Here is a 15,675-nt window from a genome sequence, read left to right as displayed (position 1 = left end):
ATATTATGAACAAGATATTTAAATTCATAGTTTGTGGTTCTCTTGTTGTATCTACAAGTGTTACTGCACAAGATATAGTTCTAAAAGGGAAAGAACTTTTCGGAAATTTAAAAGCAAGACATATTGGTCCGGCTTTAATGAGTGGTCGAATTATCGACTTAGAAAATCACCCAACAAATCCTAAAATTATCTATACCGGAACCGCTGGTGGTGGTGTTTGGAAATCTGAAAATGCTGGAGCTACTTTTACTCCTATTTTCGATGAATATGCGCAATCTATTGGTGCAGTTGCTTTAGATCCAAGTGATCCTGACAATACTGTTTGGGTAGGAACTGGAGAAATTTGGACTAGAAATAGTGTTTCTTTAGGTGACGGACTTTATAAATCTAAAGACGGTGGTGCAAACTGGAAAAAAATTGGATTTGAAAAATCTGAAAGAATCAGTAGCATTAAAATCAATCCAAATAATTCTAATGAAGTATATGTTGCTGTACTTGGAGCATTATGGAGCGATAGTGATGAACGTGGAATTTACAAAACATTAGATGGTGGTAAAACATGGGAAAGAATTCTTTATGTTGATGAAAAAACTGGTGCTAGTGATTTAATTATGGACTCTAAAGATCCTAACACACTATATGCTTCTATGTGGGAATTTAGAAGAACAGGTTGGGGATTTAATTCTGGAGGTCCAGGTAGTGCTTTATACAAATCTACTGATGCTGGAAAAACTTGGAATAAAATTCATAATGGTTTTCCAGAAGGAGATTTAGGTCGTTTCGCGATTGCAATTGCGCCTTCACAACCAAATACTGTGTTTGCTGTAGTAGAAAGCAAAAAAGATAAAGGTTTATATCGTTCTGATGATGCTGGAAAAAACTGGAAACTTTTAAATAGTGATTTCGGTTTAGTTGTTCGCCCTTTCTACTTTTCTCGATTAGTTGTTCATCCTACAAATCCAGATATTTTAGTAAAAGGTGGATTAAATGGTTCTATTTCTAGAGATGGAGGTAAAACATTTAAAAATCTAGGTCAAATGCATTCTGATATTCATGATATTGTATTTGATATCAAAAATCCAGATGCAATGTTCGTAGGAACAGATGGTGGTGTTTACAGAAGCTGGGATGGTGGTGCTACTTTAGATATGGTAGATAATCTTCCGCTTTCTCAATTTTATCAAATTAGTGTCGATAATGAAGAGCCGTATAACATTTATGGAGGATTACAAGATAATGGTTCTTGGTACGGACCTTCTTCTTCTCCTGGTGGTGTTGAAGCTAGAGACTGGAAACGTGTTGGTGTTGGAGACGGATTTAGAGTATTAAAACATCCTACTAAGAATATTATTTATTCTGAAATGCAAGGTGCACAACAAGTTTGGAGATATGATGTTGATAAAAACTATAACAGAAATATTCAACCATTACCGATTAAAGGTGAAGCTGATTTACGTTTTAACTGGAACGCTCCAATGGCAGTAAGTGCTCATCAACCAGATCGTTTTTACATGGGTAGTCAATTTTTACATGTTAGTGAAGATATGGGAGATAATTGGACTAAAATTTCTCCAGATTTAACTACAAACGATCCTAAGAAACAAGATAAAGAATCAGGTGGAATTTCTGTTGATAAATCTGGTGCAGAAACACATACAACTATTTTTACCATTGCTGAATCTCCTTTAGATGAAAAAGTAATTTGGGTAGGTACCGATGATGGAAATGTTCAAATTACAAAAGACGGTGGTAAAACTTGGGAAAATACAGTAGCAAATATTTCTGGTTTACCTAAAAATACTTGGGTATACCATATAGAAGCGAGTTCTCATGATAAAGGTACAGCTTATGCCGTATTTGACGGACATACTTCTGGTGACATGAATACGTATGTATACAAAACAACTGATTTTGGTAAATCTTGGAAATCTATCGCTACTAAAGATATTGTTGGATTCGCTAGAAACATTCAAGAAGATTATGTAAACAAAGATTTATTATTCTTAGGTACTGAATTCGGTCTATTCATTACTATTGATGGTGGTAAAAACTGGTCTCGTTTTACAAACAATATGCCTGCTACTGCTGTACATTTTATTGATCTTCAAAAACAAACAAACGATTTAGTTTTAGGAACACACGGTCGTGGAGTTATTATTATTGATGATATTTCTCCTTTACGTGAAGTAAATCAGCAAATGTTAGCTAAAAATGTACATTTCTTCAATTCAAAACCTGCAGTTATTAAAGAACAAGGTGGTTTTGGAGGCGGAAGTACAGAATTACAGTTTGTTGGTAATAATCCGAGTACTACTGCTAAAATCATTTACTACTTGAAAAAACGTCATACATTCGGAAAAATGACGTTAACTATCAAAGATCAGAATGATAAAGAGTTAATTACTCTTGTACCTGGTAAATCAAAAGGTATAAATGTTGTAAACTGGGGATTCAGACAGAAGAATCCAAAAGTTGCAGCTGGTAAAAACTTTACTTTTGGTGGTTTTACAGCACCTCGTGTACCTGCAGGAACTTACAAAGTTGTACTTAAAAAAGGGAGAAAAGAGTATGTAAATACTATTCAAGTGAAAAACGATCCTAAATCTTTAATTTCTAATGAAGATAGAATCGCTCAGCATAAAACTACTCTAGAACTGTATGATGACATGGAAGATTTAGCGTATTTAGTATATCAAATTGACACTCATATTAAAGATGCTAATGCAGCTATTAAAGCTGATCCTAAATTAAAGAAAACTGCTACTAAAGTGATTAATCTACTACAACCATTAAAAGAAAGTTTAGTAGTTACAACTGGAGATAGTTATGTTGGTGAAGCCGAACCAGAATTAAGAGAAAAACTTTCAGACTTATATGCTGAAGTTGCTAATCAGTTTGAAAAACCTTCATTATCTCAGCTTGAGAATAAAGAGGTATTAGAAACTCGATTACAAAAAGCTAAAAAAGATTTCGAAAAAATCAAAAATAAAGAGATTTCAAAATTCGAAAAGCGTAAACTGAAAGCTGACAAAAAGCAAATTAAACTACTTAGTAAAGAAGATTTTATTGCTAAAAAATAAGAACAAAAATCCCCTTGACGAAATCAAGGGGATTTTTATTTAATCTATTAAAAATTCTATCGCTACTTCTCTGTCCATTAATAAGAAGCATTGTTTAGCTCCTGGAGGTGGAACAAATCGAACTGTTGTCGTTGATTTACCTACAATTTTCTCAGGTTTTACAGCTCTGCTACTTCCTAAAAAACCAACAAAAAATTCTTTCTGTTTAGCATTACCTAGTTTTATCGTTACAGCATTTCCTTTTCCTCTTTTTAAAATTCCAGAGTTTGGAGATTTTAAAGTTACATTCGATTTTAAAAAATCATTACTATAAATAGGCTGATTGTAATATTGTTCTTTTGTTATTCTACCAACTCTTAATCTCCATATACTTTCTTCTGGAAAGTGAGTTTTAAAATATTTCTTCTTTGGTATGTTATAATAATACGGATTGAATTTTCTTATCCATCTTCCATTAGTCTCTGCTCCTGCTCCCCAAGTTGCATCTATATAAATCCATTTTCCATTAAGCTTAACTGCATTCCAAGCATGATTTGCACTTAATGATGAATTTCCTATAACCTGAGCTGAATTTCTAACGTGACCAGTAACTACTTCATTTTCGATATTTAAAAGTGAACATACTTCTGCAAATGTTCTTGCATAACCTTCGCAAACTGCTTTACGAGTTCGTAAAGTTTTCTTGACTATCTTGTCGTTTATCGCTTTAATTTTTTGTTGCTTCTCTTCTTCAGTTCGATATCTAAATGTCGTTCGTGTTTGTCTATTCGGATTGTAAAACTCTTGCAAATCGTAACGAATATGTTTAGTTAACCAACGATACAAAGCTTTTACCTGATGCTCTTTTTTAGGGAAATCTTTTTGTATTCTGTTTGCCAACTTATCAACGGTAATAATACCTGGGTATCCGTTCACTTTTTCATTTACTGCTGAAAAATCTTGTGCTGTGGATACTAAAACTGTGAAAAAAATCAGTGTAAATAATCTCATACGCATCATTTATCAATAACTATACCTTAAATTTTAAAAATGAATAACATCAAATACAAGTATACAAAGTATCTAGTAAAAAACTCTTTGATACAAGCAAATGGTTTTTTATTCTTTACTATCATTCTTTGATTAAAAAACTAGCGAAAAAACTGTTCCTTCTTCTATAACACTTTTTACCTGTATTCTTCCTTTATGCAACAGCATGATCTGTTTACACAAACTTAAGCCAATTCCGCTGCCTGTTTCTTTACTTGTAAAGAAAGGAACAAAAATGTTTTCTTGTATATCTTCTGGAATTCCGATTCCATTATCATATACTTTGATTACTATATTTCGATTAATGCTTTCTATTGCTTCAACTCGAATATGTGCTTCTTCTTTTTCTTTACAAGCATCAACAGCGTTTAATAATAAATTTATTAATACTTGTTCTATCAAATGCACATCAATATGTAACATTAAACGATCATTGGTATTTAAAAAATCTATTTGAATTCCTTTTGCTTTTATAGAAGGTTCCATTAGTAACTGAATATTTGTAAATAATTCTGTTACTCTTATTTTTTGCAAATTAAGATTGGTTACTTTATTAAGACTTCGGTAAGTTTTTGCAAATTTCAACAAGCCTTCACTCCTATTTTTTATGGTTTTAATTCCTGCATTTAAATCTATCAACTCAGAAGCTTCATCATTTTCAGAAATTAATCCATCTAAATTTCTTTCTAAAGTATTGGCTAACGATGCAATTGGTGTTATTGAATTCATGATTTCATGAGTCATTACACTTAATAACTTCTTCCATGATTCTGATTCATTTTTATTTAATGTATTATCTATATTTTGAATCACTAATAATTTGAACGTATCTTCTTCAACCTCAAAAATTGTATCAGAAACTAAAGTTTTTATTTTTTCATTTTCTAAGTTTATTACTACTGAATCTTCTTCTCTATGAAAAGTTTCAAAAATAGTTGTGAATAACTCTGGCTTTCGTCGCTCTATGAAACTGATATTTTTAAATGAAGGAACATCTAGAATCTTTAGAAAAGAATCATTACTCCATAACACTCTTCCAGTTTCTAAATTATATGCAATAATACCTATATCTACCATTTCTAAAATCTTTTGCAGATAAACATATTGCGCATGATTTTGTGTATTAATCTCTTTAATCGTTTGATGAATTTGATTAAATCCTTTATACAAGAAACGAATGTCTTTCGCTGCTACGTTTTCGGGAAAACCTCTGGAGAAATCACGATATTTAACTGCATTAAAGAAATCTTCAATAACTAAGAAACGACGTTTTACAAAAGTGTATGTGTTAAATATTATAACGAATAATCCTAAACCTGAGAGAATAGCGTAAGTAAACCCATTTGTGTATGAGAAATATACAATAGCTAGAATTACACTTACCATAAGTATAACTCTAAAAAATATTTTTAAAATGAAACTCTTATAATTCATATTTAGCTAAACGTCTGTACAATGCTGCTCTAGTAATTCCTAATTCTTTTGCTGATTTTGAAATATTACCTTGGTGTTTTTCTAAAACCGTAAGAATAGCTTTCTTTTCTACCTCTTCTAAATTCAAGCTTTCATTTTTACTTGTTTTTAGTGTTACAGATCGCTCTATTGAAGAAAACACCAAATCTTCAGCTTTTAAAACAGATCCATCAGTCATAATCACAGCACGCTCTAGAACATATTGTAATTCTCTAACATTTCCAGGAAAATCGTGATTTTTAAGTTTACTTATAAATCCAGCATCAAAATTAAAATTACTCTTATTGTATTTTTCAGCATAATATGCCACAAAATGTTTAGACAACATCGTAATATCTGTTCCTCGATTTCTTAAAGGCGGCACAATAATGTCTACTGTATTAATTCGATAAATTAAATCTTTTCTGAATTTTCCTTCGTCTGCTAACTCTTCAGGAGTTAGGTTTGTTGCACAGATTAATCGAATATCAATCGGAACTTCTTTATTAGAACCTAACGGAGTGATATATCTGTTTTGTAAAACAGTTAATAACCGTACTTGCTGACCTAATGAAATATTACCAATTTCATCTAAAAATAAAGTTCCTCCATTTGCCGCTTCAAAACGACCAATTCGATCTTCATTTGCTCCTGTAAAAGCTCCTTTTTTATAACCAAACAATTCACTTTCAAACAATGTCGTTGTTAAAGCTCCTACATCAACTTTTATAAATGGTTTATCTTTTCTATTAGAATTATCATGTATTGCTCTTGCTATTAAATCTTTTCCGGTTCCGTTTTCTCCAAGAATTAAAACGTTAGCATCTGTTGGGGCAACTTTTTTAAGTTTAGTAAAAACATCTTGCATAACTTCACTTTCACCAATAATAGTTGCACTACCTATTTGTAAAGTATTAGTCTTTTTAGCTTCTGTTTTTTTCTTATTTAAAATAGTACCAATAGCATCTAGTAACTTTTCATTTTTCCATGGTTTCATTAAAAAATCAGATGCTCCTTCTTTTAAACCTCTTATCGCTAAATCAATATCTGCATAAGCAGTCATGAGAACAACAGCTGTTTCTGGTTGATATTCCTTAATTTTTCGTAACCAAAAAATTCCTTCATTTCCAGTATTTACCAAACCATTAAAATTCATATCAAGAATTACAATTTCGTAAGTAGCTTTTTCTATTTGAGAAATTATATTGCTAGGATTCTTTTCTGTCACAATAGCTTTTACCAAAGGTTTAAGTAACAAACGTATAGCAGTGAGTACATCTGCATCGTCATCAATGACTAAAACTGTAGCTTTTTTTAATACCATTACTACAATATTACGATTTTATGACTAGGTTTTAAAAATTAGAAAACTAAAAAATATAACACTAGCAAAAGTGTGCATTTTTGAACATTAAGTGTATCAAAACCGAACACTTTAAAAACGCAACAAAAACCTAAAACACTGACATACAGAGTCTTGTGTTTTTGGCATTATATTGAATATGAATGAAGTAACGTAAAAATTATTACAATGGATATTCAACTACAAAAGAAAAGGTTTTCAAATCAACATATCATAATTATGATTGGCGCTTTATTATTTGTTGTATTGCTGGTGTACATATTTACACAGTCATCTGGAAACACAAAACTGAATGTTAAAAAAGAGCGTATTGCCGTGAGTACTATTGTAAATGACGTATTTCAAGAAAATATTCCGATCAATGGAATTGTATTACCAATCACAACCATTTATTTAGATGCTTTAGAAGGTGGTAATGTTGTAGAAAAATATGTTGAAGATGGCGCTACATTAAAAAAAGGACAACCTATTTTGAAACTTTCTAATACTGATTTAGAATTAAACCTGATTAATCAAGAAACATCTGTGTATAATTTATTGACGCAAATGCAAATTTCTCAAAATGCAGCTCGTCAGAATACTATCAATAGAAAAAATAGATATACTGATGTAGAAAGTAGTCATATTGAAGCGACTCGAGAATATAAATTGAACAAGAAATTGTATGAAAAAGGAGTAATTTCTCGTCAAGATTTTGAATCTTCTCAAAACAACTATAACTATCAAAAAGAACGATTAAAACTGGCAAAACAGGTTTTATCTGAAGATTCTATTGCTTCAAATTTAGAAATTAATAAAGCTAAAAGTTCCTACAGAAGAACTCAAAATGCTCTAGAATTAATGCGTAAAAAAGTAGGTGATTTAATTGTTCGTTCACCAATAGATGGACAACTTACTTCTTTTGATACAGAAATTGGACAGTCAATTAATAAAGGAACTCGTTTGGGCCAGGTAGATGTTACTTCTGATTATAAAGTTAGACTTGCCATGGATGAACATTATATCTCTAGAATTTATCCTGGTCAAACAGGAAGTTTAACACTTCAAAACAAAAAATATACTTTAGTCATAAAAAAGGTTTTTACTCAAGTGAATAATGGGAAATTTCAAGTCGATATGAAATTTAAAGATGAAGTTCCGAAAGGAATTCGAAGAGGACAAAACCTTCAAATTAAAGTAGCTTTAAGTGCTGAAAAACAAGCCTTACTTGTTCCTAAAGGAAGTTTCTATCAGCAAACAAATGGAAATTGGATTTTTAAAGTTAGTGAAGATGGTAAAAGAGCATATCGTGTTGCTACTAGACTTGGAAGTCAAAATTCCAGTTTCTACGAAATTTTAGACGGATTAACTTCTGGTGATAAAGTGATTACCTCTAGTTATGACGCATATAAAGACATAGAAGAATTGATATTACAATAAAAAAAATAAATAGAAAGTACTATGATACAGATTACTGACTTACAAAAATTTTACAAAACAGAAGAAGTACAAACCATTGCTTTAAACAAATTATCTTTTGAAGTTAAAGAAGGAGAATTTGTAGCAATAATGGGACCATCGGGATGTGGAAAATCTACCTTACTTAACATTCTTGGTTTATTAGACGATCCTGATGGAGGAAGCTTTAAATTCAATGGAATTGAAGTTTCTAATTACAACGAACGCAAACGAGCAAACTTAAGAAAACACAATATTGGTTTTGTTTTTCAAAGTTTTAACCTAATCGATGAACTTACTGTTTTTGAAAACGTTGAGCTTCCTTTAATCTATACTGGAGTAAAATCAAGCGAACGTAAAAAGAGAGTTGAAGAAGTTTTAGAAAAAATGCAAATCATGCATCGTAGAAATCATCTTCCTCAACAATTATCTGGTGGACAGCAACAACGTGTTGCCGTTGCTAGAGCTGTTGTTAATAATCCGAAATTAATTTTAGCAGACGAACCTACAGGAAATCTTGACAGTAGTAACGGAAACGAAGTTATGGATTTACTTATTGATTTAAATGAATCTGGAACTACAGTTGTTATGGTGACACATAGTGAACACGACGCTAAATATAGTCATCGAATTATTCGAATGTTAGACGGACAAAAAGTTACTGAAAACATTTTAGCTTAATTATTAACCTTTAAAAACAAAGCCTTACGTTATGCTTAAAAATTATTTCAAAATAGCATGGAGAAACATTATGAAACACAAAGTGTTTTCTTTAATAAATGTTATTGGACTTACCATAGGTTTAAGCGCCTCTTTTATTATAGGCTTAATGATTTATTATGATTTTACTTTTGATAATTTTCATAAAAACAGTGATCGAATTTATAGAGTCGTTTCTAACTTTAGTGGTCCAAACGGAAAGTTTTTCAACTCTGGAGTTACTGTTGCTTTAGAAGATGCTATTAAAGAGAATTCTAACTTTGAAGTTATTAACGGATTTACTGTTGAAAGACCTTCAATTGTAGAAAATAAAGAAGAAAGCATTGTTAAGAAATGGCCGAATCATGTGATCTTCACTACACCTGAATACTTTGATATTTTCGAATATAACTTTTTAGCAGGAAATAAAAATGACGCTTTAGAAAATCCTAATCAGGTGATTTTAACAGATACTAGAGCTAAAGAATATTTTCCAAAGTTAAATCCATCAGAAATTATTGGTAAAACTTTAGTCTACAACGATTCTTTGAATATAAAAGTGAGCGGAATTGTAGAGAATTTAAAAGGTAGAACAGATTTTATTTTTCAAGAATTTATCTCTAAACCTACCATTTTAAACACCAGACTGCGTGGTGATTTTATCAACAAAAACTGGAATTCTACAAACTCAAGTTCTCAACTTTATGTAAAAGTAAGTTCGAACAATAATTTAGATCAAATTCGAAAAGAATTGAATGATTTAGCGGCTAAGCATTTAGATGATTTTTCTCGTAAACACAATCAATCTAAAGAATTTGTTCTTCAACCATTACATGACATACATTTTAATGATAGTTACGGAACCTATGATTGGGAAAGAAGTCAAGCCAGTAAACCTTTATTAAGAAACTTAGGATTAGTTGCAATTTTCCTATTGTTATTAGGCTGTATCAACTTTATCAATTTAAATACCGCTCAAGCTACTCAAAGATCTAAAGAAATTGGTATCCGTAAAGCTTTAGGAAGTTCTAGAAAACAATTGATAATGCAATTTATGGGAGAAACATTTTTACTTGTTTTTCTTTCTGGAGTTTTATCATTAATCCTTTCAAAATGGTTAATCAATGTATTTTCTGACTTTGTTCAACAAGGACTAACATTTTCGTTATTTGGAAATCCTGCAATCATCATAGCAATTATTCTATTATTATTAATTGTTACGTTTTTATCTGGGTTTTATCCAGCATTAATCATGTCTAGATTCAATGTAATTGCTGTGTTAAAAAACAACTTAGGATCGGGAGAAAAAAAGGCTTTATTGAGAAAATTCTTAACAATATTTCAATTTACTATTGCTCAAATTTTTATTATAGCTACCTTATTGGTTGGCAAGCAAATTACTTTTTTGTTGAATAAAGATGTAGGATTTAAAACTGATGCTATTGCTTCAATTTATAGTCCAAGAGGTGAGCGAGAATTAGCTAAAAAAGAATTGTACTTACAAAAGCTAAAAGCTGTTCCACAAATTAAACATTTGAGTATTGGTGGTGTACCTCCAGCTTCCAACAGTTATAATACTTCTACTACAACGTATACCGATGGAGAAAAAAAAATACAGTCTGATATTCAATTTATTTTTGGAGACACCAATTATGCTGAATTATTTGAATTGAAACTTTTAGCTGGTAAAATGTTTAGAAATGATACTGTAAGAGAATTGGTCATTAATGAAACTGCGAGCAAAACTTTTGGATTTAAATCACCTCAAGATGCTATAGGTAAATCCTTAGATTTTGGAGATTCAAAAACTCCTATTGTAGGTGTTATGTCTGATTTCAATCAGCAATCGCTTCGATTCGATATTTCACCATTGGCGCTAACTGGAGATTGGTATAGACCTAGATATAGTAGATACATGGCTGTGCATGTTGCTTTTCATGATTTATCTAATGAAGATTTTAAAAAGACTTTAGATCAAATTAAAAATATTTATGGTGAAGTTTATAGCGAAATAGAAGATTATCGTATCGAATTCATGGATGAAACTATTGCTAAGTTTTACAACAAAGAAAATAAAGTTTCTAAACTATTAAGTTGGGCAACCGGACTTTCGATTTTAATTAGTTGTTTAGGTTTATGGGGACTTGTAATTTACACCACTAACAGGCGTGTAAAAGAAATTGGAATGCGAAAAGTTCTTGGAGCTTCTGTTTTACAAATAAACACATTGTTATGTAAAGAGTTTTTAATTTTAGTAAGTATTGCTTTTGTATTGGCTTCTCCTATTGCTTGGTACGGAATTCATACATGGCTACAAGATTTCTCTTACAGAACAGACATTGGTTTTATGACTTTTCTAATCAGTGGTTTTATAATGATTGTTTTTGCTCTAATTGTAATCAGTATTAAAACTATTCAAGCAGCAAGTTCTAATCCTGTAAATTCTTTACGATCTGAATAAAGCTATTTTTAAGAATAAAAAAACAGCTACTAATTTGTAGCTGTTTTTTTATTTTTAATTGAAATTAAACTCTAAATTCTTTCGATGTAATTCTATCAAATTACCTTCACTTTTCTTGGGAGCTACAGAAGCCAACAACATTGTAGCATTATTCTTCTTTTTTGTTGTTAATAGCATAGATAATAGTACTTGATTTCCATTTGTAAAACTATCGAAGAAAACAACTGAAATTTTAAAAGTTTGAGCATCTTTTCTAGACACTTTTGCGACTATTTTTTCATAATCAATTTTAAATTTTCCTTGACTATTAACAGCTTTACATAATCCTTTGTAATATTTTTCAAGCATATCTTTTATAGTTTCCTCACTAATAACTGTCTTCTCCTCTACCTTCATTCCAAAATAATACGTGAAATATTCTTTGCTTTCAACTTTAAACATTCCTGGAGAAAAACGTAGTTCTTCAAATCTCTTCCATGTAATATCTTTAGCAAAATCAAGTGGAAATGAAATCTTTTCAAACTTCCATTTCTTTGGATAATGCATGATTTCAACCTTAGCTGTTTGAGCAGATATTTTCTAAAAAAACAAAGCTTAGGACAAGTATTAGAACTATACTTTTAATTTTCATTTTTATAAATATTAGGAGTACAAAAATATTCTTTAATTTAGAAAACGGTATGAAAAGGTAAATTCAATATTAAAACACTATGAAAAAAATACTCTCACTAACAATCATTGCTCTTTTAGCGCTGTTTCTTTTATTAAGAACAACTACGAAAGGAAAACAATATACCAATCACATTGAAGCTCTAATTTTATCTCCTCAAGAAAGTTTAATTAATAAAGAAGGAGAAACAATTAAAACTCGTGTAAAACCACCCAAAGGTTATAAACGAAGTACGATTAAAAATACATCTTTTCAGCAATATTTAAGAAACTACAAATTAAAAAAACATGGTACAGAAATCATAAATCATGATGGCACTAAATATTTTGCCCAAAATTGGCATGATGCTATTTTAGAAATTCCTGTTCCTAAAAACGGATTACAGCAGTGCGCCGATGCTTTAATGCGAATTAGAGCTGAGTATTTATGGGATCAGAATCGTAAAAACGAAATCGGATTTAAATTTACTTCTGGACACTATTGTTCTTGGAAAAAATATGCTGAAGGATTTCGAGCTAAAGTAAAAGGTAATAAAGTTAGTTCTCATAAAACTGCAAATCCAAATCACTCTAAAGCAAACTTTTACAAATACCTGAATTTAATTTATACTTATGCTGGAACTGCGTCTTTACATAGCGAACTTAAAAAAGTACAAATTAAAGATCTGCAAATTGGTGATATGCTAGTTCAACCAGGATATCCTGGACATATCGAAATTATTGTTGATGAAGTTATTAATGATAAAGGAGAAAAACTTTTTCTCTTAGCTCAAGGAAATACTCCTGCGCAAAGTGTGTGTTTACTTAAAAATTTTGAAGATGATAATATATCTCCTTGGTATAAATTCTCTTCAAATTTACCTGTATATACACCTAGTTATTATTTTGAAAAACCTATATTTATACGATTTAAATAAAACTTTAATTTGATTGTGAGGATAAGTATTGAATACAACTTTCTCTGATTTCCCAAACTTCTTCGAAAGTTTTATTTAATTGAATTTCTTCAATCCAATTTTTTAAAAATTCTTGATGATATGCTACTTTAAATGTTGTTACTTGATCTGGAGTAATTTCAATTTCTGAAAGTATTACTTCTTTTAAATTATCAAAAGCAGCACTAGATGAAGTAATATCTATTCTTTCGTTTTCTATTTTCAAATAACAATGTGCTTCTGGAATGTAAGATAAACCTGTAGTTTCTATTACAGATCCTATTCCTGTATTCTCTCCATTCATTTTATAAATGGCTAAAATTAAAGTAACAGCATCTTGTTTATTTTCTTGCGCAACAGCTTTTAAAAAACCATGTTTAGAACTACAGCTTCCTTTCTTTTCTTTTAAAACTAAAGATAAATCTTGTCTGTTTTTATTTCTTCCGTAAGGTAATTTTTGAATGTAAGAAACTAGATTTTTCCAATTACTAATGCCTAATTCTCGTGTTGCGATTGATAAAGGTAGATCAGCAGTAATTGGAAAATCTAAATTCATTTATAGTGAGTTTACTACTTTTCTAATAGCAACTAAATTCGATAATAATTGCTCTAAATAATCTAAATGTAACATATTAGCTCCATCAGATTTCGCATTTGCAGGATCGAAATGTGTTTCAATAAATAATCCATCTACATTATTTACAACCCCAGCTCTAGCTATAGTTTCAATCATATCTGGTCTTCCTCCTGTGACCCCAGAACTCTGATTTGGCTGTTGTAACGAGTGTGTTACATCTAAAACTGTTGGTGCATATTTTCTCATTGTAGGAATTCCACGGAAATCTACTAATAAATCTTGATAACCAAACATAGTACCACGCTCAGTAATCCAAGCTTTATTGTTTCCAGAATCTTTTACTTTTCTCACTGCATGTTTCATAGCTTCCGGACTCATAAATTGTCCTTTTTTCAAGTTCACAACTTTTCCAGTTTTTGCAGCAGCAACTACTAAATCTGTTTGACGAACTAAAAATGCTGGTATTTGTAAAACATCAACATACTCCGCAGCTATTTCAGCATCAGCTATTTCATGAATATCAGTAACTGTAGGCACATCAAATGTTTCAGAAACTTTCTTTAAAATTTTTAAAGCTTTTTCATTTCCAATACCTGTAAAACTATCAATTCTACTTCTGTTGGCTTTTTTAAAACTTCCTTTGAAAACATAAGGAATTTCTAATTTATCTGTTATTGCTACTATTTTCTCAGCAATTCGCAAAGCCATATCTTCTCCTTCTATCGCACAAGGCCCAGAAAGTAAAAAGAAATTGTTAGCATTTGTATGTTTTATTTTAGGTATAAGATTTAAATCCATTATCAAAATTTTGACAAATTTAAGGAATAATATTAGCTATCTTTAGCTTTTAATTTATTTACTTATGAAATCTATTCTTTTAAAGTTACCTCTTATATTTTTATTAACTCTTATTGTTAGTTGCGCTATTAATACCAAAGGAACAGACGGAACTAATGGAACTAAAGGTGAAGACGCTAGAAATGGTCAAATTGGAAAAAATGGTAAGAATGGAGCTGATGGAATAAGTCAAGCTTCACCCAATACTAGTAAAAATACTAAAGGTAAAAAAGAAGTGCTCGTTATCGACACAACTTTAGTTAGAAAACATTTATACACTCTAGCTTCAGACGAAATGGAAGGAAGAGCAACTGGTACACCTGGTATTGAAAAAGCTGCTCAATATATAGAAAATGAATTCAAAAAAATTGGATTAAAAAAGTTTCAAAACCTAAAAACTTATCGTCAAAACTTTGAACAAAAAGGTATTAAAATGTTCAATGTTTTAGGTGTATTAGAAGGAAAAAGTAAGAAAGATGAATTTGTAATTGTGTCTGCTCATTACGATCACTTAGGTGTAAAGAAAAACGGTGAAGGCGACATTATATACAATGGTGCAAACGACGATGCTTCTGGTGTTGTTGGTGTATTAACTTTAGCGAAATATTTAGCTAAAAAAGGTGATAACGAAAGGAGTATTTTATTTGCTTGTTTTACTGCTGAAGAAATGGGATTAATTGGTTCGACTTACTTTGGAAAACAAATAGATCCTAAAAAATTTATAGCTGGTATTAATTTAGAATTGATTGGTAAAGAACCTAAAACCGGACCAAAAACTGCTTGGTTAACTGGTTTTGAAAGATCTAGTTTTGGAAAAATTATTCAGAAGAATTTAGAAGGTACTGGATACAAATTATATCCAGATCCTTATAAGAAATATCGCTTATTTTTTAGATCCGATAATGCATCATTAGCTCGATTAGGAGTTCCGTCTCATACATTTTGTACTACTCCTATAGATTTAGACAAAGATTATCATCAAGTAACAGATGAAGCTGAGACTTTAAATGTTTCCATATTATCAGAAACTATTAAAGCTGTTTTTGTAGGAACGCAATCTATTATTAACGGAAAAGATACACCTACCAGAATTACACTTGAAGAATAAATAGCATATTCACAAAACTAACTCATAA

The 15,675-nt window shown here is 30.6% G+C and carries 12 protein-coding genes; 6 read left to right on the top strand and 6 right to left on the bottom strand.

What is annotated here, in order from left to right:
* Positions 1–5: 5 nt before the first annotated feature.
* Positions 6–3,080 carry a hypothetical protein gene (locus Q1A15_RS13330; protein WP_299624708.1) on the top strand — a complete coding sequence of 1,025 codons (3,075 nt, stop codon included), beginning with the start codon at positions 6–8 and terminating at the stop codon, positions 3,078–3,080.
* 39 nt (positions 3,081–3,119) lie between these two features.
* Here Q1A15_RS13330 and Q1A15_RS13325 read toward each other — a convergent pair whose 3' ends face one another.
* The 3 genes from Q1A15_RS13325 to Q1A15_RS13315 all read right to left on the bottom strand — a co-directional run bounded on the left by Q1A15_RS13325 (position 3,120) and on the right by Q1A15_RS13315 (position 6,885).
* Complete coding sequence (locus tag Q1A15_RS13325) at positions 3,120–4,070, bottom strand: transglutaminase domain-containing protein (protein WP_299624706.1); 951 nt, start codon at positions 4,068–4,070, stop codon at positions 3,120–3,122.
* A 132-nt stretch (positions 4,071–4,202) separates the two neighbouring features.
* On the bottom strand, positions 4,203–5,543 hold the full coding sequence (locus Q1A15_RS13320) for a HAMP domain-containing sensor histidine kinase (protein ID WP_299624704.1): 1,341 nt from the start codon (positions 5,541–5,543) through the stop codon (positions 4,203–4,205).
* A complete protein-coding gene (locus tag Q1A15_RS13315) occupies positions 5,533–6,885 on the bottom strand; it encodes a sigma-54 dependent transcriptional regulator (protein ID WP_299624701.1) in 1,353 nt (450 codons plus the stop codon). Before Q1A15_RS13315 ends, Q1A15_RS13320 begins: the two co-directional genes overlap by 11 nt.
* Before the next feature lie 207 nt (positions 6,886–7,092).
* Between Q1A15_RS13315 and Q1A15_RS13310 the strand changes: the two genes are divergently transcribed.
* Genes Q1A15_RS13310 through Q1A15_RS13300 form a run of 3 tightly spaced genes read left to right on the top strand, consistent with a single transcriptional unit; the run spans position 7,093 to position 11,521 of the window.
* Positions 7,093–8,343: an HlyD family efflux transporter periplasmic adaptor subunit gene (locus Q1A15_RS13310; RefSeq protein WP_299624698.1), complete on the top strand. Its 1,251-nt coding sequence runs from the start codon at positions 7,093–7,095 to the stop codon at positions 8,341–8,343.
* A 21-nt stretch (positions 8,344–8,364) separates the two neighbouring features.
* Positions 8,365–9,042 (top strand): ABC transporter ATP-binding protein, encoded by a 678-nt coding sequence (locus Q1A15_RS13305; RefSeq protein ID WP_299624695.1) that lies wholly within the window; start codon positions 8,365–8,367, stop codon positions 9,040–9,042.
* Between the two features lie 31 nt (positions 9,043–9,073).
* Positions 9,074–11,521, top strand: a complete 2,448-nt coding sequence (locus Q1A15_RS13300) for an ABC transporter permease (protein ID WP_299624692.1) — start codon at positions 9,074–9,076, stop codon at positions 11,519–11,521.
* A 54-nt stretch (positions 11,522–11,575) separates the two neighbouring features.
* Here Q1A15_RS13300 and Q1A15_RS13295 read toward each other — a convergent pair whose 3' ends face one another.
* Positions 11,576–12,067 (bottom strand): hypothetical protein, encoded by a 492-nt coding sequence (locus tag Q1A15_RS13295; protein WP_299624689.1) that lies wholly within the window; start codon positions 12,065–12,067, stop codon positions 11,576–11,578.
* A gap of 164 nt (positions 12,068–12,231) precedes the next feature.
* Between Q1A15_RS13295 and Q1A15_RS13290 the strand changes: the two genes are divergently transcribed.
* Entirely contained in the window at positions 12,232–13,107 is an 876-nt protein-coding gene (locus tag Q1A15_RS13290; protein WP_299624686.1) for a DUF4846 domain-containing protein, read from the top strand.
* 4 nt (positions 13,108–13,111) lie between these two features.
* On the opposite strand, the gene Q1A15_RS13285 is transcribed toward Q1A15_RS13290, so the two are convergent.
* Both Q1A15_RS13285 and kdsA read right to left on the bottom strand, forming a co-directional pair.
* On the bottom strand, positions 13,112–13,681 hold the full coding sequence (locus tag Q1A15_RS13285) for a hypothetical protein (protein WP_299624683.1): 570 nt from the start codon (positions 13,679–13,681) through the stop codon (positions 13,112–13,114).
* Complete coding sequence (kdsA, locus tag Q1A15_RS13280; RefSeq protein WP_299624680.1) at positions 13,682–14,500, bottom strand: 3-deoxy-8-phosphooctulonate synthase; 819 nt, start codon at positions 14,498–14,500, stop codon at positions 13,682–13,684.
* 64 nt (positions 14,501–14,564) lie between these two features.
* On the opposite strand from kdsA, the gene Q1A15_RS13275 reads away from it, so the two are divergent.
* Positions 14,565–15,647, top strand: a complete 1,083-nt coding sequence (locus tag Q1A15_RS13275) for a M28 family peptidase (protein WP_299624677.1) — start codon at positions 14,565–14,567, stop codon at positions 15,645–15,647.
* Positions 15,648–15,675: the final 28 nt, after the last annotated feature.

Origin of the sequence: uncultured Tenacibaculum sp., from assembly GCF_947495995.1 — a bacterium.
Taxonomy (GTDB): domain Bacteria; phylum Bacteroidota; class Bacteroidia; order Flavobacteriales; family Flavobacteriaceae; genus Polaribacter.
Note: the sequence above shows the minus strand (reverse complement) of the source record. Positions and strands in the feature narration are given on the sequence as shown.

Coding starts and splice junctions, on each gene's coding strand:
- Q1A15_RS13330 (WP_299624708.1), top strand. CDS start 6: ATGAACAAGATATTTAAATTCATAGTTTGTGGTTCTCTTGTTGTATCT.
- Q1A15_RS13325 (WP_299624706.1), bottom strand. CDS start 4,070: ATGAGATTATTTACACTGATTTTTTTCACAGTTTTAGTATCCACAGCA.
- Q1A15_RS13320 (WP_299624704.1), bottom strand. CDS start 5,543: ATGAATTATAAGAGTTTCATTTTAAAAATATTTTTTAGAGTTATACTT.
- Q1A15_RS13315 (WP_299624701.1), bottom strand. CDS start 6,885: ATGGTATTAAAAAAAGCTACAGTTTTAGTCATTGATGACGATGCAGAT.
- Q1A15_RS13310 (WP_299624698.1), top strand. CDS start 7,093: ATGGATATTCAACTACAAAAGAAAAGGTTTTCAAATCAACATATCATA.
- Q1A15_RS13305 (WP_299624695.1), top strand. CDS start 8,365: ATGATACAGATTACTGACTTACAAAAATTTTACAAAACAGAAGAAGTA.
- Q1A15_RS13300 (WP_299624692.1), top strand. CDS start 9,074: ATGCTTAAAAATTATTTCAAAATAGCATGGAGAAACATTATGAAACAC.
- Q1A15_RS13295 (WP_299624689.1), bottom strand. CDS start 12,067: ATGCATTATCCAAAGAAATGGAAGTTTGAAAAGATTTCATTTCCACTT.
- Q1A15_RS13290 (WP_299624686.1), top strand. CDS start 12,232: ATGAAAAAAATACTCTCACTAACAATCATTGCTCTTTTAGCGCTGTTT.
- Q1A15_RS13285 (WP_299624683.1), bottom strand. CDS start 13,681: ATGAATTTAGATTTTCCAATTACTGCTGATCTACCTTTATCAATCGCA.
- kdsA (WP_299624680.1), bottom strand. CDS start 14,500: ATGGATTTAAATCTTATACCTAAAATAAAACATACAAATGCTAACAAT.
- Q1A15_RS13275 (WP_299624677.1), top strand. CDS start 14,565: ATGAAATCTATTCTTTTAAAGTTACCTCTTATATTTTTATTAACTCTT.